The sequence below is a fragment of the Paenibacillus sp. FSL H3-0321 genome (assembly GCF_038002865.1).
Taxonomy (GTDB): Bacteria; Bacillota; Bacilli; order Paenibacillales; family Paenibacillaceae; genus Paenibacillus_AQ.
In genome coordinates this window covers 4,238,124-4,259,427 of sequence record NZ_JBBODH010000001.1, presented here as the reverse complement: position 1 = coordinate 4,259,427, position 21,304 = coordinate 4,238,124, and the positions used below count along the sequence as shown (strand labels likewise).

Here is a 21,304-nt window from a genome sequence, read left to right as displayed (position 1 = left end):
CATTAATTAATATTTAATCACTAATGTACACAAGGTTCCACCCTCTGTCAATGTAACCGGGAGTCAATCAAGCTGTACGGTATGAAGCCTAAAGGCGAAAAAAATCCGGAGAACTTTAAGGTTCTCCGGACGAGCTTGCGTAGCTTCATTCAGTTAAGCGGCTCTTTAGACGAGGCCTCCGCCGCCGTCTTTATTGCCGTCGTTAGAATCATTTCCATCCCCGGACTCCGGATTATTCGGAATATCCTTGGTCAGATCAGGAATTGTGGAAGAGGTGTCGTCCTTGCCTTGAATGCGGACACGCACATCACCGATAGAATCAATAACTGGTTCGCCGGCTTCGTGTGTCACACCCGGAGTCTCTTCCGGTTTACCGTCTTCAGTCAGATAGCCTTGCTCGATCAATTCTCTAATCTGATCCAGTTCCAGCGTTTCTTTCTCAAGCAAGGTGTTAGCAATGAGGTGCATTTCCTTAGAGTGCTTGGTAAGCAGCTCCCGGCAGCGTTCATAGCTGCTGCGGATAAAGTTCTGCATCTCCTGGTCGATTTCATAAGCGATGGAATCACTGTAGTTCTGCTCATGCCCGATATCGCGGCCCAGGAAGACCTGGCCTTGGGATGTACCGAACTGCATAGGTCCCAGCTTATCACTCATACCGTATTCCATAATCATGCTGCGGACAATACGCGTAGCCTGTTGGAAGTCGCTGTATGCGCCTGTGCCAATTTCACCGATGAACATCTCTTCGGCAACACGTCCACCGAGGAGTCCGGTTACTTTATCAAGCAATTCCTGCTTCGTAACAAGCATGCGATCTTCTTTAGGAAGCATAATGACGTATCCGCCTGCGCGCCCGCGCGGGATGATCGTAACTTTGTGAACCATGTCTGCATGTTCCAGGAAGTAACCGACAATCGTATGACCGGCTTCGTGGTAAGCTACAATACGCTTCTCACGGTCGCTGATCACGCGGCTGCGCTTCTCGGTACCTACAATTACACGGTCAATCGCTTCATCAACCTCACGCATGGTAATATCCTTGCGGTTGCGGCGTGCAGCGAGCAGAGCCGCTTCATTCAGCAGGTTCTCCAGATCGGCACCGGTAAATCCGGTAGTGCGTTTGGCGATAACATCAAGTCTTACATCTTTCGTAAGCGGCTTGTTGCGGGAGTGAACTTTAAGTACAGCTTCACGGCCTTTAACATCTGGGCGGTCAACCGTAATTTGACGGTCGAAACGTCCCGGACGAAGCAATGCCGGGTCAAGTATATCTGCACGGTTGGTAGCTGCGACAATAATAATGCCTTCGTTGCCGCCGAAACCGTCCATTTCTACAAGCAATTGGTTAAGTGTCTGTTCGCGTTCATCATGTCCGCCACCAAGTCCGGCGCCGCGCTGACGACCCACTGCATCGATCTCATCAATAAAGATGATACATGGTGCATTCTTCTTGGCATTTTCGAACAAGTCACGTACACGGGAAGCACCGACACCTACGAACATTTCCACAAAGTCGGAACCGGAAATACTGAAGAACGGAACTCCTGCTTCACCGGCAACTGCACGGGCCAGCAAGGTTTTACCGGTCCCTGGAGGACCTACAAGGAGAACCCCTTTAGGAATACGTGCGCCTACAGCTGCGAATTTACGCGGATCCTTGAGGAATTCCACAACTTCCACCAGTTCTTGCTTCTCTTCATCAGCGCCTGCAACATCCTCAAAGCTGATTTTCTTCTTCTCTTCATTATATAACCGGGCCTTGCTCTTGCCGAAATTCATTACTTTGCCGCCGCCACCCTGTGCCTGATTGAACAGGAAGAAGAACAGGATGAACATAATAACCAGCGGAATGATGGAAGAAAGGAATGTCAGCCAAATGCTGTCACCTTCCATTTTTTTGGTAACCAGCTCTACACCGTTGACTTCGCTGGCTCCAATAAGCTCATCAAGGGCCTTGTCTGTAGGAGGAACAAATGTGGAGAAATTTTTCGATTTGGCATCTGACGGCTGCTCTCTATATTCACCAGTAACGGCAAAAGCATTGCCTTCAAACTGAACCGTCATACTCTTCACATTATTGTCTTTCAATTCCTGCCTTAATTCATCGTATCTAGGGAAATCGGCGGATTCATTTCCATTGCTCACAAACTGGACAATGCCCACCACGACTAAAAATAAAATCAAATAAAAACCAGAATTCCGGATGAACCGATTCATCCCCTACCTCCTCTCACAACGCTCAAGTTATTGTACCATAGCCTGCCCAGAGTCCTCAAATGCTCAGAGGTCCGGAAATCTGATCCGTGGATCTAAGGCTGTCGATTAGCTCATTTGGAATAAATTTCAGGCTTCAGTACACCGACGTAAGGGAGGTTCCGATACAGTTCGGCATAGTCGAGTCCGTAGCCGACTACGAAAGCGTCAGGAATCACAAAGCCAGTATAGGCAGCTTCGAGATTAACGGTGCGTCCTGTCGGTTTATCAAACAGGGTAACCACAGAAATGGAAGCAGCATTGCGTCCTTGAAGCATTTCAATTAAATAACTGAGTGTAAGACCGCTGTCGATGATGTCTTCGACGATCAGAACATCGCGTCCTTCAACTGACGCATCCAAATCTTTGATGATTTTGACCACACCGGAAGATTTGGTGGATGCCCCATAGCTGGATACAGCCATGAAATCCATCTCAACAGGTACTGTAATGACTTTAACCAAATCTGCCATAAAGATAAACGCGCCTTTCAGCACACAAATTACCAATGGCGTACGTCCTGCATATTCTGCGCTCAGCTGGGCGCCGAGCTCCCTGATTCTTTGTTGGATTTCTTCTTCGCTGATCAAGATTTCTTGAATATCGTTCTGCAACTTGCGAACCTCCTAAGTTATACTATGAAAGACTTACTTCGACCATTACGCTTCTTCGTGCTGCTCCATGTCCTCCAGAGACAAGAGAAGAACCGAGGCCGTGTGCCGCCCTACTGCGGCATGCATCGAGCGCCTTACGCCCGGAATCCAGACGATATTGCCCAAACCATCACAAACGAGGGGAATCTCAGAGCGTTCGGAAGAAGGTATTTTATCATCAATGTAAATATCTTTTACCTTTTTGCTTCCGTTTAATCCCATAACCCTTATGGTATCTCCAGGCAATCGGGAACGAATGGTCAGCGGCAGGACCAGCTCATCGCTGTCAAACCAAGCCGACATCTTCCCATAGTCCTCCCCCTGTACTAAAAAAGTTTCTTTCTCCAGCACCGTCATCGTCATTACTTTTCCTATTTCCGTCAGCAAAAGCCGGGAATGAGGTAAAGACAGCCGATATGTATAACTTACCTTCCGCTGCGGAGGCTTGGACGAGAACAAAATTGTATCATATTGCCGCACACAGATCAGACCTCCACCCAAATCCAAACTCCATACGGTGGGGTGTTCCTGCAGCGTCCCCCGGCGTACAGCCTCGATCTTGGAAAAATCCAGGGTCGATGAATCCGCCGACAGATAATTTAATATTAGTTTAATCAAACGCCGTTGTAAAGCGGAGGGTATGGCCGCGAACAAAGCTCTCTTAAAGGTGTATTTTCCATGCTTCATCAAAACCAGCTCATCGAAGCATTTTGCTGCGTTCGCCTCCATAAATTCATCTTCGGCTCCGACAATTTCGGACAATTGCAGAAGCGACTGTTTGACTTTCGGGTTGTACTTTTCCAGTGAAGGTAGCACCTCCAGCCGGATGACATTCCGCTTATATTTGGTCAGCAGATTGCTGGCATCTTCGGCGTAGGGAAACCCTTCATCCCGGCATAACCCGACAAGAGCCGTTTTGTTAATACGCAGGAAGGGGCGGATGAGTTCCACCTTTTTTTCAGTCCTCTTCCAGCGCATTCCGGCCAGACCGGAAGGTCCGCTGCCCCGCAACAGCCGCATAAGCACCGTCTCCGCCTGATCATCGGCATGATGTGCCAGTGCAACGGAGCGTGCGCCATAGCGGTGCGCGGTCTCGATCAGAAACTGATAGCGTTTCTCGCGTGCCGTCCCCTCGGGGCCAAGCCCGCTGCCTTTGGCGAGAGAAGGGATATCAAATTCGGCCAGCTCAAAAGGCACCCCCAGCTCCCCGGCCATTTTCCGGACGAACTCCGCCTCCTCAACCGACTCGGCTCTGAACCCGTGGTTCACGTGGGCGCATACCAGGTTTAGCGGTATCCGGTTCACGGATATTTCATGCAGAATACGCAAAAGAGCCACAGAGTCCGGCCCTCCGGAAACTGCGACTACTATGGTGTCATGGGGCGCCCACAGCCCGTGCTCGTCTGCAGACTCCAATACGGATTCCACAAGCTCATTCATTTGCTCCATACGGTGCTCCCTTTCTTGCCCTATCATTTACACAATCTTTGACCGGCATGACCAGCATTCCGGTATATGTATGAGATCAAAAACGCAATACCCAATAAATCGTAAAAGCCAGCACAAATAACGATAACCCAAACGCACTTTTTAGCCAGCGCGGCGTCGCCATGGCATCCTTCGGCTGTTTGCGCGTTCCGTATATATGAATCTTCCAGATCTCAGCAGCCTGCGCGGAACCGGGAAATCCGCCTTTTAGTGCAAGACACAGCCAAGAGGAGAGCTTCCTGTCGGGCAAACTTTTGGCCAGCTTAATCAGTTCATCGACGCTTCTTGTCTGCGGGAGCTGCTGGGCAGCGGCTTTCAGCCCGTCTTCATTAAGTAAACGAAGGCAGAGAACGGCAAAAGCAAACAGATCATAATTCTCGTCGCCGGTGCGGCTGCCTGCATTCCAGAATCCGCGGTCATGCCATTCGGTAAATTGCTTCACACTGCGTCCCATGGGACTTGCGCCGCCATAGTCGATCAGTTCGGCTTCGCCGTAATCGGATACCATTACATTCTCGGGCTTGAGATCACCAAACACAAAACCGCATTCATGCAGCGTCTGCAGCTTCTCTAACAGCTTCAGTCCCACCAGACCCAGCCAGGAGATCCCGTTTTTGGCCAAAAAATGGTGCAGCTGTTTACCTTCAACGTAGCGCATCACATAAAAAGGGGTATGCTCTCCATCTTTGAAATCATCGGACTCCAGCAGGTAGGAGGACAGCGCGGATTCACGGCGGGCGCGAAACTCACTTCGCTTCCGGCAGGATTGCAGCGAGGTCAGCACGTTGATTTCCGACTGCAGCTCAAGCGTATCGTTTCCGATCTTGAGCGCATACCGCTCCCGTCTGCCTTCTCTTTGCACGAGATATACGGTTCCATTGGCCCCTCTTCCCAGCATCCGTTCAATGACATAACGGTTTCCCCGCCATTTGCCGCTAATAACGGTGCCGACAGGGTAGGGCGGATTAGACGACATACCCACCAATCATCCCTTCTCTTTCATCGTGATCCCTGCCCGGAAGGCGGTCACGGTGTTCATCCAGTGTATCACAACGGTAATGTTCGAGCACCTTGAAAATAGCCGGTCCTGTAGGCGTGGCTCCCCTCATTTTCAGCTTGGAGAACAGCGAGCGGACCTCCGACACATTGCTCGTCCAGTCCATATCCAGCATGGCCTCCTCACTGCTCGAGCGCCCGGGAAAATGGAACACGGAAATCTCACTGCTTCCTTCTCGCGCTTCCAGGCTGAGGGCCAAATCACGGATGGCATCCTCTACGGCACCCAGTTTAGGCTTCATACTTGCGCTTGCGTCAATCAGCAGTGCGATGCGCAGCGGCGAGGTTTCTGTCAGCTCATCTACGACGGTAACGACCTGCGAACGTTTCAATGGCGGCAGCTCTTCCAGCGAGCCTTCGCCGAGTATTTTTTTCACCTCTTTATTAACCGCCTGCTGAATGGTCTGAACCACAGTTTTGCGGGTCATCATCTGGATGGTCTGCGCCAGCTGCGGCGTTCCGACAATCCGGCTCAGTCCGCCCCCTGCTTTGGCAATATCAGAAATCTCCCGGCTTCCCAGCTCGCCAATGGTTCCGTAATCGACCACGCCAACTACGTTAACGGTGATTCCCTCCTGCCGGGCATGCGCCGCAGCCATCACCGGACTCTCCCCCACATTGGAACATCCGTCCGTAATGAGCAGAATTTGCTTCATGACCGTTCACTCCCCTTTGCCTTGTTATCTGTTTCTAGCATATCCAAGGTTGAGAGATTTCAAACGCCGCTTAGCAGGAAAAACAGAGATTTAAAAAGTTGTTGAAAATGCGCCACTCCGAGGAACTTTTGGGCTTCCGATCGCTGTTGTCCTCAGATTTCTTGATTAGAACCGCATTTGCGGTTGAAATCGGAGGACAAAGGCGAACGCTAACGCTTCTCCAGCTCCAAAATTCCTCTCCGTTCCGTATTTCACTCTAGTAAAAATCTGTGATTAAGCCTGCTGAGCCAGCAGCTTTTGAAACGGGGCGGTGCAAAGGGCGGCAGGTAAATAAGGCCCCGCCGAATTAGGATCCTCCATCGCTTCCATATATAGCTCACGAAAGAATAACGTGAGTTAGATGATAGATTACCTTACTAGCTGACCGTGCGCGGCCGCTCCATCCGGCCGATACCTGGCATATGCAGGCTGGACCACTCCGGATGATAATGATCAACCCGGCTGATGACAATGGTCATGTCATCATGGATTTCATTGCCTTGATAACGGATAACCTTTTCCAGCAGACTGTCGGCCATATCCTGAGGATCATCTCCCTCCAGCTCCTGGATTAACCGCTTCATCCATATTTCTTTATTAACGGCATATCCGGGCGCATCATAAATACCATCGGTCATCATAATGAGAATATCGCCCGGACGCAGCTGCATGCTGATCAGATCCACCTCAATGTCTTTTATGATTCCGATCGGAAGATTGCTCGAAGTAATCGGGATGACTTCGCTGCCCCGGCGGATAAAGGAGGGCGCAGACGCGATTTTCATAAAAGTGGTGTGCGCCGAATACTGGTCGATCAGTGCCATATCTACCGTCGCATAAAACTCATCCGGAGAACGCAGCAGCAGAATGGAATTGACGGACTTTACCGCCAGCTTCTCGTCCATGCCGGACTGCAGCAGCTTCTCCAGCATGGACAACGCGGCACTGCTCTCCATCCGGGCCCGCTCTCCGTTACCCATCCCGTCGCTGATGGACACAGCAAATGTGCCATTTCCAAGCTCTACGGTACTGAAGCTGTCACCGGAGAACATATCGCCTCCTTTGGCCGCCCCTGCCACCCCGGTATTCACCTCATAAGCTTTGGCAGATCCAAAGGTGACCATCGACAGTCCCTCGCGGGGATGCACCGCGGTTTCACTTACAACTGCAATATTCTCCTCCAGAATATCGGATAACAGCGGCGCAACCATCTTGCGGCACTCATCAAAGCCGCGGGTATAAGCATGAACCACTTCTATTTCCACCCGGCCGGGATCGAGGCTTAAAATCTCAATCGAATGAATGGACAACCCCAGTTTTTCCAGCGCCTCACGGATCTGGGCCTCCTGCCGGTACATTGCCTGGCCTTCACGTTTGATCTCCTTCGCCAGGTCCTCCATCACCTGTGAGACGCCCGAAAGCTGCTCGGCAACAAATTGGCGGCTGTCGTATATTTGTCTTTTCCAGCGCATATCATGCTGGTATAGCTCATATTGGCCCTTCATTACTTCCAGCACCTCCCCTGTCTTGCCGCAGATCCGGCTCCACTCGGGCGGTAGCTGGGCTGCGGTGACATCCGGGCATTCTTCTACGGTCGTCATCATATCTGTCATATACCTGTACGTCTGATAAAACTTCGTGTCCCAGCAGTGCGAACGCCGGATACAGCCGGCGCAGGCGCCCTCAGTTACAGTACTCATGAAGTCTTCCATTTCACGTTCACTTTTACCGGCTTCTCCAGCCCGGGGAATCTGCCCAAAGCTGCTCGACAGCTGCTGGAACACCTGCGAGAACTGGGTTACCCGGTCTGCTGTAATATCTCTCACTCTTCGGGCATATTCATGCTGTGACCGGCTGTGATCCGGTGTGCCCGGCACATATTTGGCGATGGCAGAAATAATCCCCTTTGGTGTTAGAAGAAACAACAGCACTGCAGCGCAAGTCTCCCAAGTTGAGGTCATCACATCACCCGGGCCCAGAAAGTAGACTGAAAGTATAGTCGAGCCCAGCAGCATTCCGATCGAGACTGCCCCTTTGCGCCCGGACTGCATCATCCCGGCCAGCATTCCGGAGAAAGCCAGGAGACTCATCTGATAAATGGCTCCGATATCAGCTAGGCTGAGGATCAGCCCAGTGACTACCCCGACGGCAGCACCGAGCGGAGCTCCCCCGGCGAGAGCAAACAACAGAATAAGAAAGCGTGACAGAATATGTTCCAGCGACAAGCCGTTTATGGTCCAGCCCACAAGGCCGGTCATGACGGAAGCCAGCAGAATAATCAAGCACAGAACTTCTTCATTCCGCAGCGCCCGGCTCCTTTGCTTGTAAGTAAACAAAGGAAGCGCCTGCAAAAATACCAGTGTAAGCACAAAACCAAGCAGCGCATCGAGTGTCGCCATCATCAGCGGGTACCAGGTAAGGGAGGGACCCATGATAATCCGGAACAGTCCGACCATAAATGAGGATACAAATACCATCAGCGGCGCGTAGGATAGATCAATCCGCTGGAAGCTCTCAAAACCTTTGTACAGCAGGTAAAAGATAATTAGCTCTGCGGCAATCACTATAGCTCCGGGGAACGGGGTGAACAGACTGCCGAGGATCGTGGCTGCAGCCACCGGAAGTATGGAGTCTTTACGCATAAACACAATGACAGCAAAGTAAGCTACAGCAAAGGGTGACAGCTCGTCCAAAATCATTGCCCGGCCCAGCATAAAGCCCATTAAGCTCAACAGCAGCATCCATTTCTTCACTGTTAAAAACTGAAGCAGCGGTTGATTCATTCCCCAGCTCTTTACACGCATGCCCCAGGCTTCCTTCTGCTCCTTGTCTTTGCTTCCCGCTTTTGTCCACTCCGGCAAATTGACCACATTGCTTTTATTCATTCCTCTGCACCACCCGTTTAAGAATTTATGGTTCTCATTATATAGCGGGGGTCTTAAGAAAGTTTGTCAGAAACAGAGAGCGAACTGTAAAAAATTTCCGACAAAAAAGCCTGTCCCGACAAAGCACCCGCGAAGCCTCTCTATCCCATGCGGGGCATTGGATTGATAGACTCGATCAGCGGATTGCCGCAAGACTGTGCAGAGGCCAGCAGCAGATTTTCGTCAGCGATTGCTCTGGTGTTATGTGAGAATGAGATAGATGCTGTCGGCAATTTGCCGGGCACCGACAAAAAAACCGCAAGGGCGAAAGCCCCTGCGGTTATTTATGATGTGCAAGTAGATTATACGCGTTTGGCTCCACGGCCTCCGCGCTTTCCTTCTGTGTTCTTCTTGATCGAAGATATCCGTTCTTCGCTGTCTTTCAGGAAGCGTGACATTTTATCCTCGAATGAAGGTTTACCGGCTGCAGGCTTGAATGGACGCCCTCCCCGTTCACGATTGAAACCACCACCGCCGCCGCCTCCACCACTGCCGCCACCGCCGCCGAAACGGTCTCCACCGCTTGGACGTTCTGGTCTTGGAGCTCTAGGGGGACGTACTTCCGATGCCGGCTTATCTACAGCCTGCTTGATGGAAAGCCCGATCTTGCCGTCCTTGTCAACGTTGATCACCTTGACAGTTACTACATCACCAATCTTTAAATGATCGTTAACATCCTTGACGTAGTTATCGGCGATTTCCGAAATGTGAACGAGACCTGTGACACCTCCTGACAGATCCACAAATGCTCCGAAATGCGTGATGCCTGTCACCTTGCCTTCTAACTTGGTGCCCACTTCAATTGCCATAGAATAAAATGATCCTCCCTTAAAAATATACAGACGAATATAAAGTCCATCCAGTCTGCGGTGATTTGATTATACAGTAAAGAGCAAAGCAAGGCAACACAGCGAAAGCCTCTTTTGGCCTGCTTTATTGCCCTGATTGCTCGGGACGAATAGGCTGTTCCCCTAACGGATACATATTGTACCATTTACGCGCCAATTGGCCGATATACTCGTCATCGTTAAGTCGCGACACTTCGTATTTCAGTTGATTGAGAGAAGCCGTAACTCCCTCGCTGCTCGCCTGCTTCTTAGCCAGTTGTTCACTCTTGTCCGCAATTGCCGCACTCTGGGCAAAGAAAATATAACCGGCCCAGCCAAAAAACACTGTAACCATGACCGCCCATATGAATCTTCTTCTCTTCGCGCCTGCAGCCAAACCTTTGTTATTGCTACTCTTCTCTTCTGCAGAAAATCTGTTCATGCAGCCTACCCCCAGTTCAATCTCAGCGTTTCCACCATGCGGTCAACCACTCAGACAATCTCACCATCCAGGCACTGTGATAGAGCCGGGACAAAGGCGGAGAGATCCATCTTACTGGAAGTACCCAAATTGGCTTCGTTAGACGCAGCAGCAGCTTCAGGATAAATAACAGGATCCGGCCCAAGAGCAGCAGCGTCCCCCTCAGGAGGCGCCAAAGCCAGCGAAGCGGCATGCCTATTATAATTTCTACAGCTCTCCATAGCAGCCTGCACGTATACTGAATCGACTGAATTAACATTACCACAAAATGCCGCACCGTAACACTGAAGAGTAAAAAATAAATCCATACGCCTAGAAAGAGGCCCAGAAAGACATAAAACCTCAATTGTCCCTGATTTCCGGCATAAAGCATCCGGAAGACGAGGAGTGCCGCCCACAGCCAATACAGCAGATCCAGCAGCGCATTCAGCCATTTGGGAAAGCTTAATTTCAGCGACAGCACCCGGTAGCTGTCATAGGCCAGTCCCATGGCTGTGCCGGCCAGCATCATGTAAAGCAGGGTGATCCACTGAATCGCGGGATTCATTTAAACAGTTTGCCGAGGATGCCTTTGTTTTTACTCTGCGCTCCGGGATCAAGGTAAATCAGGGAATGGACGTTGCCCTCCAGAGACAAAAGCCCATTCTCCAGACTTAGATTCTTGATATGTAAATGATTTCCGCGAATGGTGAGATGGCCAAGTTCCGTGCGGAGCAGAAACTCCTCGCTGTCGAAGCTCTCCACATTCTGCACGCCTGTTAGCTCCAATTGCTTGCGACTGCGCATGTGCAGATCGTGCTGTTTATTGACTTTGACTGGCTCGATCATAGCATGTACCCCTCCTTCTTGTTTCTAATCTATGGTGGGAGGAGAGGTTATAGAACAGAGGCTTTTAGAATTTCAAATGACCGATAGAGCTCATGCACGAAGCCAACGGAGTTCTATTTTATTAAAAACTAAGAGGGTGTTCCAGCCATTTCTGGCTTCAGGAACACCCTCTTGTTTGTGATCTGCTTATCCTTACAGCGCTTTTACCAGTCGAGACCGCTGCTTTTGGCAACAGGCTCTTCACGGAGCAGCGTATACATGCCGGCGGCCTCGTCCTTGCGGGTCGTTTCCACCAGTTTCTCCACTTTGACCGTTACTAGCTTTTGACCGAATTGCACTGTAATCTCGTCGCCGATCTTTACCGTACTGCTCGGTTTCGATTCCTTCCCGTTAATCAGCACCCGGCCCTGTTCGGACACATCTTTGGCCACAGTGCGGCGCTTAATCAAACGGGATACCTTCAGGAATTTGTCCAGGCGCATTAGTTGACGGCTTCTTTAAGCTTGTTGCCAGCCTTGAAGGCCGGTACAGTGGATTCAGGAATTTCAATAGGTGTGCCCGATTGCGGGTTGCGGCCGGTGCGGCCGGATCGTTTGCGGGTTTCGAAAGTACCGAAGCCGATCAATTGGACCTTATCGCCTTTGGACAGAGCATCTGTAATTTCGCCCAGCACGCCGTTCAATACGGTTTCTACATCTTTCTTTGCCAATCCGCTTTTTTCGGAAATGTTGTTTACCAAATCTGTCTTGTTCATAATTTGAAGTTCCTCCTAGGATACAAAAAAATAAATGAAACGCGATAAGCTGCTAAGATATGCCGCGAATCGTCATTTCGTCTTTAAGATATTCTGGATGCCGCCCGAAATTCCTGCCGCAAACACTCGATTTTAAAAAAATTAAGAGAGCAGTCCAGGCTCAGGCACTATTACATTATAAACCTCTCACCGTATTCCAAACCAGAGAGTTAAGCCCCATTCACATCATTGCCTGTTCTTACGGCCCCTATACTGCAAAAGGCGGAGAAAGCATCCTCTAATATATTAGAGGATGGTCAGAATCTATTGTTTTCGCTCCTTGACCTTAGCCTCCTGCCACAACGCTTCCATCTCTGCTAGACTGCTGTCCAATAGACGGGTATTTCGGCTTAGCAGCTGCTGCTCAATATATTGGAATCTAGACACAAACTTGCGGTTGGTGCGGGTCAACGCCTCTTCCGGATCCGCTCCGATGAAGCGTGCGGCATTGGTCGCGGCGAACAGCAGATCCCCCAGCTCCAGCATTTGCTCCTCCGCCGGTGCGCCGGATTCGATAGCCTCCTGAAGCTCATCAATCTCTTCGCGGATTTTAGCCAGCACATCGCCAACGTTGTCCCAATCGAATCCTACTTTGGAGGCCTTTTTCTGCAGTTTGTAGGCCTTCATCAGCGCAGGCAAATCACGGGGAACACCGCTCAGCGCGGATTCTGCTTCCGGTGTTACGCCTTTAAGCCGTTTTTCCTCGGCCTTCATGCCCTCCCAGTTCTGGAGCGCTTCCTCGGCATCTGCAGCATTCTTGTCGCCGAAGACATGCGGATGGCGGAAGATCAGCTTGTCATTCAATCCTTCAATGACATCATAGACATTAAAGGTGCCCTGCTCCTCCTCCATCTGGGAATGAAGCATGATCTGCAGCAGCAGGTCGCCCAGCTCCTCCTTCATATGGTCCGGATCATCCTCATCGATCGTTTCCAGAACCTCATAGGTTTCCTCAATCAGATTTTTGCGCAGTGATTCATGCGTCTGCTCCCGGTCCCATGGGCACCCTTCCGGACTGCGCAACGTATCGACAATTTCATGCAAGCGGGCAAATGTGCGTTTTCGTGCACTTTCCGCGCGGTTTGCCGGAACATAAATCAGCGAGAGATTGCCGTACCCTTCCAGACGGTCCAGCTCATACAGCGGTACCCGGAGAATACGTTCTTCCTTATCCACTCCAAGAGCATGCCCTACGATTACCTCATACTCCGGCGGATAACAATCCATCAGACAGAGCTTGGTTTCGGAAGCCGTGAAGCTGTCGTAGACCTGGCCGATCAGCGTATGCAGCTCCGGCTGAAGCTGGGAACTGCGGATACCGGAAGCATCCAGAAGCTGAAACCCTTCAATCGGGTCGAAGCCAAGCCGTACAAATGCCTCATCGAGAAAGCTCTCCCCGCCGAGAATGTGCAGTTCTACTCCCGCGCCCGGGCAGCGCTCCCGCAGCAGGGATACCGCCGATTCTGCAACCATGGGATGCCCCGGGACAGCATAGACAATTTCCGTACCCTGCGGTGCGGAACGCGCTTCCTCGATTAATTTCGCCGTAATGGCTTCATACACCTCAGGAAACGAGGACAGCGATTCATACAGCCCGTCAAAGGACTGGGAAGCTATTTCAAGCTCTGTTAAAGCCGCCATCACCGGATGCTCTGCGGTCCGGACATAAACGGCGGATGCGGATTGCAGCTTCTTGATAATGCCCAGGGTCAGCCGGTCGGGATTGCCGGAACCGAGGCCAACCACGGTTAATGTTGCGCTCATACCTGTCTCCACTCCTTCTGCACTGCCTTGCCGCTGTGGCTAAGGCAGCTTTGTATGTACTGCAATATAGTAATCTCATGCTTAAGAGATAACGGTTGGAACACCTAGCTGCGCCTTAAGGGAACAGGCGCAGCTTCTTCAGCTTGTCCGCAAGCCGCGGGCCAAAGCCCGGAAGCTGGCGCAGCTCGCTTTCGCTGAGCAGCCGCAGGGCAACAGCGCCGGCGGCGAAGACGGCGCAGCCTGCCAGCACGCCGAGCAGGCTCTGCGCCAGGGCTGCGGTTCGCCCGCCGCCGAAGCCGGCGGCTGCGGCCGCACTGCCAACGCCGAGGCTTACGGCTGCGGCGGCCAGGCCAAGGCCCGCGAGCAGCAGCGCGGGCTTCACCAGGGCATCTGCGAAGCGCAGCCGCAGATGGCCCATACGGTGCAGCAGCAGCACATTCAGCGCTGCTGCGAAGAGATGCGCGGCCACGCTGGCGATGGCTGCGCCGGTAATGCCCTGCTGCGGAATCAGCAGCAGGTTAAGGGCCGCCTTGAGCACCGCGGCGGCCAAGAGGTGTATCGCCGGCGCGCGCACGGCGCCCAGGCCCTGCAGCAGCGCGGCGGAGATGATGCTGACCGTACCGCCAGCGGCGGTAAAGGCCAGCCAGGTCATCGTGCCGCTGCCGGCAGCATCACCGTACAGAGCCACATTGATCGGCTCTGCAAGGACAGCCAGGCCAACCGAAGCGGCCAGGCCCAGCAGCCAGAACCAGCGCAGCGATAGGCTGCAGCGGGTCTGGATCAGCCCAAAATCTCCGCGGTGCTTTGCCTCCGCGAGTGCCGGGATGAAGACCACTGATAACGAAGTGGCCAGCATTGTTACCATCTGAACAAGCGGCAGGCCGCGATTGTAGATGCCGAACTGCGCCATCGCCGCCGCTTCGCTGACAGTTGACGACAGCAACCGGGGGACGGTAAATACATCGACCAGCCCGATAAGCGGTATCGCCAGCGTTCCGAGCATGACTGGAATGCCATAGCCCAGCAGCTTGCGGGCCTTGGCTCCTGTCTGCTCCCGGACAGCGTCCGCAGCAGAACTCCGGGTCCAGGCGGTTTCGGAGGCAGCTGATATCGCCAGCTCAGCCGTCTGCTGCGCTACGCTCACACGGCGGCGGTAATTCTGCCAATACAGCAGCATGACAATCAGACCGGCCGCTCCGCCGCCAGCCGAGCCAACCAGCGCACCCGCCGCGATGGTGGCCGCATCTGCTCCCTTCCCGGTCAGATACAGCAGCAGTGCGATCATGACAGCTACCCGCACCGACTGCTCGACAACCTGCGACACCGCGGTAGGGACCATATTATGCAGTCCCTGAAAATAACCGCGCAATGCGGCCATAAGCGGAACAACAGCAAGCCCTAATGCGCTGCAGCGCAGCGCGGGAATCACATGGGAGTTGCCGACCCACCCGGCGATAACCGGAGCCCCAAGATAGGCAAGGGCCCCAATCACAAGGCCGCTGATGACTGTAATGGCCGCTGACAGCAGCAGAACCCTCCGGCCTTCGCTTTCATCTCTGTCAGCCGAGGACTCGGCCACGAATCTGGCGATTGCAGACGGCAGACCCAGCATCGCTATCGTTATAAGCATCGTGTACAGGGGATTAACCGTGTTGTATATGCCGAACACGGCGTCTCCACCCAGATTTTGCAGCGGAATTTTCTGCAGCGTACCAATCAGTTTGGAGAGAATGGCTGCTGCGCTTAGAATAAATGCGCCTTGCAGTAATTTAGAGCCTTGTGTACCAGATTTCATAAAAGTACCTGCTTCTACAGCGATAACTGCCATAATGGGATGAATTTCTATATTATAACGCATGGAGGCGCGTAAGTAGAAACGGTTTTGCTTGCATTTACACGTACGGCTGCATTTTTCTGCAATCCGCATCTTCTTATCTTTTCCAAAATGGAACGCTAAAACCCCGCCCTCCCTTTGTATCATACCAAAAGGAAAGCGGGGTCCATAGTATCAAAGCTGTTACTGCTCCATCTGCTTGCCCAAAAAAGCGGCTGCCGTTTCGGCCATTTTGATTTCCATTTGCGCCATTTTCACCGAATCATCCTTGTTCAGAAGCACTACACAACCGATGGGGTCCCCGCCGGAGATGATGGGAGCGGCTACATAGCTCGATATTAATTCTGCATGATCTTTACCGATGTCATAGCTGCCTGCATTCGTTTCGAGCACGGTCTTGCGGCTGTCCATTACCTTCTCCAGGAGCACACCCACCTGTTTCTCGAGATAATCCTTTTTGGAACCTCCGGCAAGGGCGATAAAAGTGTCCCTGTCAGTAATCATTGTAATATGCCCTGTGCCTTCATAAAGCGACTCTGCATATTCCTTGGCGAAATCACCCAGCTCACCAATCGGGGAATACTTCTTCAGTATGACTTCACCGTCGCGATCGACGAAAATTTCCAACGGATCCCCTTCACGAATACGTAGTGTGCGTCTGATCTCTTTAGGGATAACAACTCGACCGAGGTCATCAATACGGCGTACAATTCCAGTAGCTTTCATTTCACATGTTGCCCCGCTTTCTTAAGAAGTATGGTCCAACTACTGTCCATTATGGGAATGGATAATCCCAGTGATTTATCGTAATATCTGACCATAGTATTCATCTCTTCCCAGTTCCTTATACATCCTCTGGAAGGTATAACATTAAATATCCTTAATCCGCAGACTTCCAGCGCACCCCTCCCCGTTATGCGCTATTTTTAACATAATTATACATTATAATTTACAAAATAAAGCCATCCCGCGCTTTGAAGCGTCAGGATGGCTTGTCCGTGCAAATGGTTTATTTGGCTTCTTTTGTAGCCGCTGGTGAGGCACTTGGAGCTTCCGTAGCAGCTGGTGAGGCGCCTGGAGCTTCTGTAGCTTTAGTTCCACTGTTTGTTCCGGACTCAGCGGCAGCAGCGGAGCTTTTCGGCAGATTGATTTTGATCTCAAGAGGTCCTAGATCATTCTCCAGGAAAGATTCCAGTTTCTGGGATGTCGTCGAGCTTTTCACAGCCTCTTTCTGTTCATCGGTCAGCTTATCAAAGGTTGCTTCCGTACGGGACTCCACCTTCAAAATATGATACCCGAATACGGTAAGAACCGGCTCACTGACTGTATTCAGCGGCAGCGTTTGCGCTGCTACCTTGAACTCTTCAACATAATTGCCCAGCAATACGTCCTTCAGCTGGCCGCCAGCTTCCTTTGACGCGGTATCATCGGTGTATTGCTTGGCGATTTCCGCAAAGTCCGCTCCACCGTCAAGTTTAGCCTTTACTTCATTGGCAAGCTTTAGTGCGTCTTCCTTTGTACGCTCCTTACCGTCAGCACCGGTCAAACCAATCAATACATGACGCAGCGTAGCCGTGGTGAAATCGCCCTTTACCGTTTCGAAGTGCGTCTTCACTTCGTCATCAGTTGTTTTTAGCAGCATATCCTGATAAACCGTAAGCACACGTACCATATAATCATGGACATCGTCTTCCTTCAGACTCTGCTCCTTTAGTGAGCTTTCATAGGTGTCACCCAAACGGCTCTTAAGATCAGCTAATTGCACATCGGCTTCCTTCTCGGCCTGCTTCTTAGCCTCATCTGTTGCCTTGCCGGCCTGATATTCAAATGCCGCTTGCTGGTTCAGGATCGACTCTTTGAAGGTATCAAGCTCCATGAACTGGGCCTGCTGCGGGGAAAGGAATTTCATGACACGGGTATCCATATCATACTCCTTCTCAGTAATGGTTCCCCCTTTATAGGTAGCGTACGCTGTGCTGCTATCATCAGCTGCATTTTTATTATTATTGTTATTACTGCAAGCAGAAAGCATAGAGAAGGAAAGAGCCGCTGCCAGTGAGACCAGCAGCACTTTCCAGGATTTTGTTTTATTTAACGACATCATGTAGTTCTCCCTTCAATTTTAGAGACTGTTTGGCCGCAGCCAGAAACTGCTCCAACAGATCAAGCAGCGCCTTATCGTCAAGATCCTTCGACTTTATGCGGATACTGGCTTTAGCATCCCTATCAAATTGTACACGTCTTTCGAAACTATTTCCAACTTTGGCAAGCTTGGCCGTATCAAAGGCCCCGGTGCTGCCTTCATGGAAGTTCAACGAAACATCGTCGCCACGACGGATCATCGATTCCAATCCGTAGAGCTTTCCGTATACCTTGAGACGGGCTACGGACAGCAGATTGACTACGGCCTCCGGCAATTCTCCGAAGCGGTCAAGCAGCTCATCCTCCAGTTCCACAGCGTCCTCAAAAGTGGAAACCGCCGCAACCTTCTTGTAAATCTCGATCTTCTGGATGCTGTCGTAAATATACTCAGATGGAAGATACGCGTCAATTGACAAATCAATGACCGTATTGCCCTGCTTCAGCGAAGTATCCTCTTCTCCCAGTACAGTAACCTTACGCTTACGGATTTCTTCCGCCAGCATTTGCGAATACAGATCGAAACCAACGGAAGCGATAAACCCGTGCTGCTCCGCACCAAGCAGATTGCCCGCTCCGCGAATGGAAAGGTCGCGCATGGCAATTTTGAAGCCGGAGCCAAGCTCCGTAAATTCCTTGATAGACTGCAGCCGCTTCTCCGCGACCTCAGTCAGCACCTTGTCCCGCTGGTACGTGAAATAGGCATAGGCAATCCGGTTGGAACGTCCTACACGTCCACGCAGCTGATAGAGCTGCGATAGCCCCATTTTGTCGGCATCATGGACAATAAGCGTATTGACGTTCGGAATATCTACCCCAGTTTCAATGATACTTGTACTCACCAGCACATCGTATTCTCCGTCAAGGAAATCGAGTATGGTCTTCTCCAGCTCCGACTCCGACATTTGGCCGTGGCCAATGCCGACCCTTGCTTCCGGAACGAGCATGGAGATTTGCGCGGCCATTTCCTGAATGCCCTGAACGCGGTTGTAGAGATAATAGACCTGTCCTCCACGGGCCAGCTCACGTTCCACCGCTTCCCGGGTAAGCGTCTGACTATGTTCAACCACATACGTCTGCACGGGAAAGCGGTTCTCCGGTGGTGTCTCAATGACTGACAAATCCCGCACGCCAAGCATCGACATATGCAAGGTCCGTGGAATAGGTGTTGCAGTCAAGGTGAGCACATCGACATTGGTCTTGAGCTTCTTGAGTTTTTCTTTATGGGTTACACCAAAGCGCTGCTCTTCATCAACAATTAAAAGACCGAGATCCTTAAAGACCATATCCTGCGACAACAGCCTGTGTGTGCCGATTACTACGTCTATTGTTCCCTGCCGGACACCCTTAATGGTCTCATTCTGCTCTTTGCGGCTGCGGAAGCGGCTCAGCACCTGAATGTTCAGCGGATAATTGGCAAACCGCTCACGGAAGGTTTCATAATGCTGCTGCGCGAGGATTGTGGTCGGCACCAGCACGGCAACCTGCTTGCCTTCAATCGCTGATTTGAAAGCTGCCCGGATCGCCACTTCCGTCTTGCCATAGCCTACATCTCCGCATAGCAGCCGGTCCATCGGACGGTTCTGCTCCATATCCTTCTTGATCTCTTCGATAGCGCGCAGCTGATCGCGGGTTTCGTCATACGGGAACATTTCCTCGAATTCACGCTGCTCCTGCGTATCCTTCTCAAAACCATAACCCAGAGCACTTTGGCGCTCGGCGTACAGCTTAATCAGATCATCTGCGATATCCTGAACAGAAGAACGCACTTTATTGGTGACTCGCGTCCACTCGTTTCCGCCAAGCTTGTATACCTTCGGTTCTTTATCTTCCGATCCGACATATTTCTGAATCAGGTCTATCTGGTCAATCGGTACGGACAGCTTATCGCCACCGGCATATAGAATATGCATATAATCCCGGTGAATTCCGCTGACCTCAAGCGTGCCAATCCCCATATATTTGCCGATACCGTGATTCTGGTGTACCACGTAATCGCCGATTTTGAGCTCGGTATAGCTCTTGATCCGTTCTGCATTGTCAATTCCTTTGGAAACCTTGCGCGCCTTGCGCTGCTTCTGGGAGAACATCTCTCCTTCAGTGATCACAGCAAGATGAATGGAAGGCAGCTCAAAACCGGAGCCCAGATTCCCGTGGACAATAGTAGGCTCTTCGATGCCATAATCGTACAGCACCCGGCGGACCCGTTCCATCCGCTCCTCGCTGCTCGCCAGCATCACAACCTGCACACCCGACTTATGCCAGCGCTCCATCTCCGATTTCAGCACATTCATCTGGCCGTGGAAATCCTGCATGCCGCGGCTGATAAATCCAAGGATGTTCTGCGGCTGGATATGTGGAACCTGGCGCAGAAAAATCGACATGAACAGGCTCTGGAATGGGCGGCGGTACATGATAGCTTCATTGTCTACGGAAAGATGAAGATCAGGCAGGTTTTTGCCGTTCTGCAGCAAATGCAGGTTCCATTCCGACTCGTCCCGCTCCAGCTGTTTCGCCGTTTCCAGCAGTCTGGCCGGCTCATCCATAATAAGGAGGGTGTCCTGTGCCATATAATCATATAAATGGCAGCGTTCAGGATATAAGAGACTGATATATTTATAGACTTCAGGGAAATAGGTTCCCTGCCGCAACATCTCCAGCTCCCGGCCCATTTCCTCACGCAAACGCAGCTTTGCCTGCCGGTCGGTCATTTTCTCCAGCTGGCGTTCCAGCATCGCTGCCGCTTCAGAGGCTGCCGAATCCTGGCGGGACTGGTCTGCGATGATCTCCTTAGCCGGCGTGATCTTCACACTGCGCACCTTGTCGATGGATCGCTGGTCTGCAGGATCAAAGGTTCGAATCGAATCGATCTCATCATCAAACAGCTCTACCCGGTAAGCCAGCGATGAGGTCATTGGATAGAAATCGACAATGCCCCCCCGCACACTAAGCTCACCACGGTTCTCTACCCGTTCAACCCGTTCATAACCCATCATAATCATAGACATCAGAAAATCATCCAGAGAGAGGGTTCCATCCTGTGAAACGGTTAATTGTGCCTCTGCCATCACATGCGGCGACGGAAGCAGACGCCGGACGCCAGAATAAGGCACAACCACAACGCCACGGAAGCCCTGGGCACATTTGGTCAGGACATCTATCCGCTGAGCAAGCGTCTCAGGGCTGGAGACAGCCGCTTCAGCGGCAACCAGCTCATTGGCAGGGTAAAGCAGCACGCGATCCGGAGAAAGCGCTTCCTGCAAATCCTCAGCCATCTTCTGGGCCGAGAACATATTATGGGTGACTATAAGCAGCGGCCGTTCGGTTTCTTCATGCAGCGCCGCCAGCATAATTTGTCTGGCCGAACCGGACAAACCTGAAATTAGCTGCTCCTTCATCCCTGCGGCAACACCGCGGGTGACAGACTGAAAATCAGGATCTTTGGAAAAAGCTTCTATAAGACCTTGTAACAACAAAGGACACCTCTCTTACTGAACAGGCTGACGGCAGCCTAAGGCCGCCGCACCTATTATGATTAGAATCGAAAACAAGCCTCAGCGATAAGGCCA

Annotated in this window: 17 protein-coding genes; all 17 read right to left on the bottom strand. The window is 51.6% G+C overall.

The genetic code is table 11. From position 1 onward, the window contains the following. Positions 1–165 precede the first annotated feature (165 nt). The 17 genes from ftsH to mfd all read right to left on the bottom strand — a co-directional run bounded on the left by ftsH (position 166) and on the right by mfd (position 21,208). On the bottom strand, positions 166–2,217 hold the full coding sequence (gene ftsH / locus MHI45_RS18945; RefSeq protein WP_076113641.1) for an ATP-dependent zinc metalloprotease FtsH: 2,052 nt from the start codon (positions 2,215–2,217) through the stop codon (positions 166–168). Between the two features lie 110 nt (positions 2,218–2,327). Then, a complete protein-coding gene (gene hpt, locus MHI45_RS18940; protein ID WP_038584418.1) occupies positions 2,328–2,867 on the bottom strand; it encodes a hypoxanthine phosphoribosyltransferase in 540 nt (179 codons plus the stop codon). Between the two features lie 45 nt (positions 2,868–2,912). Next, entirely contained in the window at positions 2,913–4,355 is a 1,443-nt protein-coding gene (gene tilS, locus MHI45_RS18935) for a tRNA lysidine(34) synthetase TilS (RefSeq protein WP_076113640.1), read from the bottom strand. Positions 4,356–4,431: 76 nt separating this feature from the next. Further along, positions 4,432–5,370, bottom strand: coding sequence for a serine/threonine protein kinase (locus MHI45_RS18930; protein ID WP_038584413.1), 939 nt, complete (start codon positions 5,368–5,370; stop codon positions 4,432–4,434). Further along, entirely contained in the window at positions 5,360–6,106 is a 747-nt protein-coding gene (locus MHI45_RS18925; RefSeq protein WP_038584410.1) for a hypothetical protein, read from the bottom strand. The genes MHI45_RS18930 and MHI45_RS18925 overlap by 11 nt, the downstream gene beginning before the upstream one ends. 416 nt (positions 6,107–6,522) lie before the next feature. Next, positions 6,523–9,030: a stage II sporulation protein E gene (gene spoIIE / locus MHI45_RS18920; protein ID WP_076113639.1), complete on the bottom strand. Its 2,508-nt coding sequence runs from the start codon at positions 9,028–9,030 to the stop codon at positions 6,523–6,525. 341 nt (positions 9,031–9,371) lie between these two features. Then, positions 9,372–9,878, bottom strand: a complete 507-nt coding sequence (locus MHI45_RS18915) for a S1 domain-containing RNA-binding protein (protein WP_340895684.1) — start codon at positions 9,876–9,878, stop codon at positions 9,372–9,374. Between the two features lie 124 nt (positions 9,879–10,002). Next, the gene (locus MHI45_RS18910; RefSeq protein ID WP_076113637.1) at positions 10,003–10,338 is read right to left on the bottom strand and encodes an FtsB family cell division protein; all 336 of its coding nucleotides are present in this window, start codon (positions 10,336–10,338) and stop codon (positions 10,003–10,005) included. A gap of 22 nt (positions 10,339–10,360) precedes the next feature. Continuing rightward, on the bottom strand, positions 10,361–10,924 hold the full coding sequence (gene yabQ / locus MHI45_RS18905; protein ID WP_076113636.1) for a spore cortex biosynthesis protein YabQ: 564 nt from the start codon (positions 10,922–10,924) through the stop codon (positions 10,361–10,363). Beyond that, entirely contained in the window at positions 10,921–11,205 is a 285-nt protein-coding gene (gene yabP / locus MHI45_RS18900; protein WP_076113635.1) for a sporulation protein YabP, read from the bottom strand. Before yabP ends, yabQ begins: the two co-directional genes overlap by 4 nt. A 203-nt stretch (positions 11,206–11,408) precedes the next feature. Continuing rightward, positions 11,409–11,687, bottom strand: coding sequence for an RNA-binding S4 domain-containing protein (locus MHI45_RS18895; protein ID WP_038584395.1), 279 nt, complete (start codon positions 11,685–11,687; stop codon positions 11,409–11,411). After that, positions 11,687–11,959: an HU family DNA-binding protein gene (locus tag MHI45_RS18890; protein ID WP_038584392.1), complete on the bottom strand. Its 273-nt coding sequence runs from the start codon at positions 11,957–11,959 to the stop codon at positions 11,687–11,689. Before MHI45_RS18890 ends, MHI45_RS18895 begins: the two co-directional genes overlap by 1 nt. A gap of 303 nt (positions 11,960–12,262) precedes the next feature. After that, entirely contained in the window at positions 12,263–13,762 is a 1,500-nt protein-coding gene (mazG, locus tag MHI45_RS18885) for a nucleoside triphosphate pyrophosphohydrolase (protein WP_076113634.1), read from the bottom strand. 115 nt (positions 13,763–13,877) lie between these two features. Further along, a complete protein-coding gene (locus MHI45_RS18880) occupies positions 13,878–15,557 on the bottom strand; it encodes a putative polysaccharide biosynthesis protein (protein ID WP_341119293.1) in 1,680 nt (559 codons plus the stop codon). A 222-nt stretch (positions 15,558–15,779) separates the two neighbouring features. Then, positions 15,780–16,322 (bottom strand): stage V sporulation protein T, encoded by a 543-nt coding sequence (gene spoVT / locus MHI45_RS18875; protein WP_038584386.1) that lies wholly within the window; start codon positions 16,320–16,322, stop codon positions 15,780–15,782. A 283-nt stretch (positions 16,323–16,605) separates the two neighbouring features. After that, positions 16,606–17,700 (bottom strand): peptidylprolyl isomerase, encoded by a 1,095-nt coding sequence (locus MHI45_RS18870; RefSeq protein WP_076113633.1) that lies wholly within the window; start codon positions 17,698–17,700, stop codon positions 16,606–16,608. Next, positions 17,684–21,208 carry a transcription-repair coupling factor gene (mfd, locus tag MHI45_RS18865; protein ID WP_076113653.1) on the bottom strand — a complete coding sequence of 1,175 codons (3,525 nt, stop codon included), beginning with the start codon at positions 21,206–21,208 and terminating at the stop codon, positions 17,684–17,686. The genes MHI45_RS18870 and mfd overlap by 17 nt, the downstream gene beginning before the upstream one ends. Between the last annotated feature and the right edge of the window lie 96 nt (positions 21,209–21,304).

What these genes read in the sequence shown, in the direction of transcription:
- ftsH (WP_076113641.1), bottom strand. Translation starts at nt 2,217, where the DNA reads ATGAATCGGTTCATCCGGAATTCTGGTTTTTATTTGATTTTATTTTTA.
- MHI45_RS18910 (WP_076113637.1), bottom strand. Translation starts at nt 10,338, where the DNA reads ATGAACAGATTTTCTGCAGAAGAGAAGAGTAGCAATAACAAAGGTTTG.
- MHI45_RS18925 (WP_038584410.1), bottom strand. Translation starts at nt 6,106, where the DNA reads ATGAAGCAAATTCTGCTCATTACGGACGGATGTTCCAATGTGGGGGAG.
- spoVT (WP_038584386.1), bottom strand. Translation starts at nt 16,322, where the DNA reads ATGAAAGCTACTGGAATTGTACGCCGTATTGATGACCTCGGTCGAGTT.
- MHI45_RS18890 (WP_038584392.1), bottom strand. Translation starts at nt 11,959, where the DNA reads ATGAACAAGACAGATTTGGTAAACAACATTTCCGAAAAAAGCGGATTG.
- MHI45_RS18895 (WP_038584395.1), bottom strand. Translation starts at nt 11,687, where the DNA reads ATGCGCCTGGACAAATTCCTGAAGGTATCCCGTTTGATTAAGCGCCGC.
- tilS (WP_076113640.1), bottom strand. Translation starts at nt 4,355, where the DNA reads ATGGAGCAAATGAATGAGCTTGTGGAATCCGTATTGGAGTCTGCAGAC.
- MHI45_RS18915 (WP_340895684.1), bottom strand. Translation starts at nt 9,878, where the DNA reads ATGGCAATTGAAGTGGGCACCAAGTTAGAAGGCAAGGTGACAGGCATC.
- yabQ (WP_076113636.1), bottom strand. Translation starts at nt 10,924, where the DNA reads ATGAATCCCGCGATTCAGTGGATCACCCTGCTTTACATGATGCTGGCC.
- MHI45_RS18880 (WP_341119293.1), bottom strand. Translation starts at nt 15,557, where the DNA reads ATGAAATCTGGTACACAAGGCTCTAAATTACTGCAAGGCGCATTTATT.
- spoIIE (WP_076113639.1), bottom strand. Translation starts at nt 9,030, where the DNA reads ATGAATAAAAGCAATGTGGTCAATTTGCCGGAGTGGACAAAAGCGGGA.
- MHI45_RS18930 (WP_038584413.1), bottom strand. Translation starts at nt 5,370, where the DNA reads ATGTCGTCTAATCCGCCCTACCCTGTCGGCACCGTTATTAGCGGCAAA.
- MHI45_RS18870 (WP_076113633.1), bottom strand. Translation starts at nt 17,700, where the DNA reads ATGATGTCGTTAAATAAAACAAAATCCTGGAAAGTGCTGCTGGTCTCA.
- mazG (WP_076113634.1), bottom strand. Translation starts at nt 13,762, where the DNA reads ATGAGCGCAACATTAACCGTGGTTGGCCTCGGTTCCGGCAATCCCGAC.
- yabP (WP_076113635.1), bottom strand. Translation starts at nt 11,205, where the DNA reads ATGATCGAGCCAGTCAAAGTCAATAAACAGCACGATCTGCACATGCGC.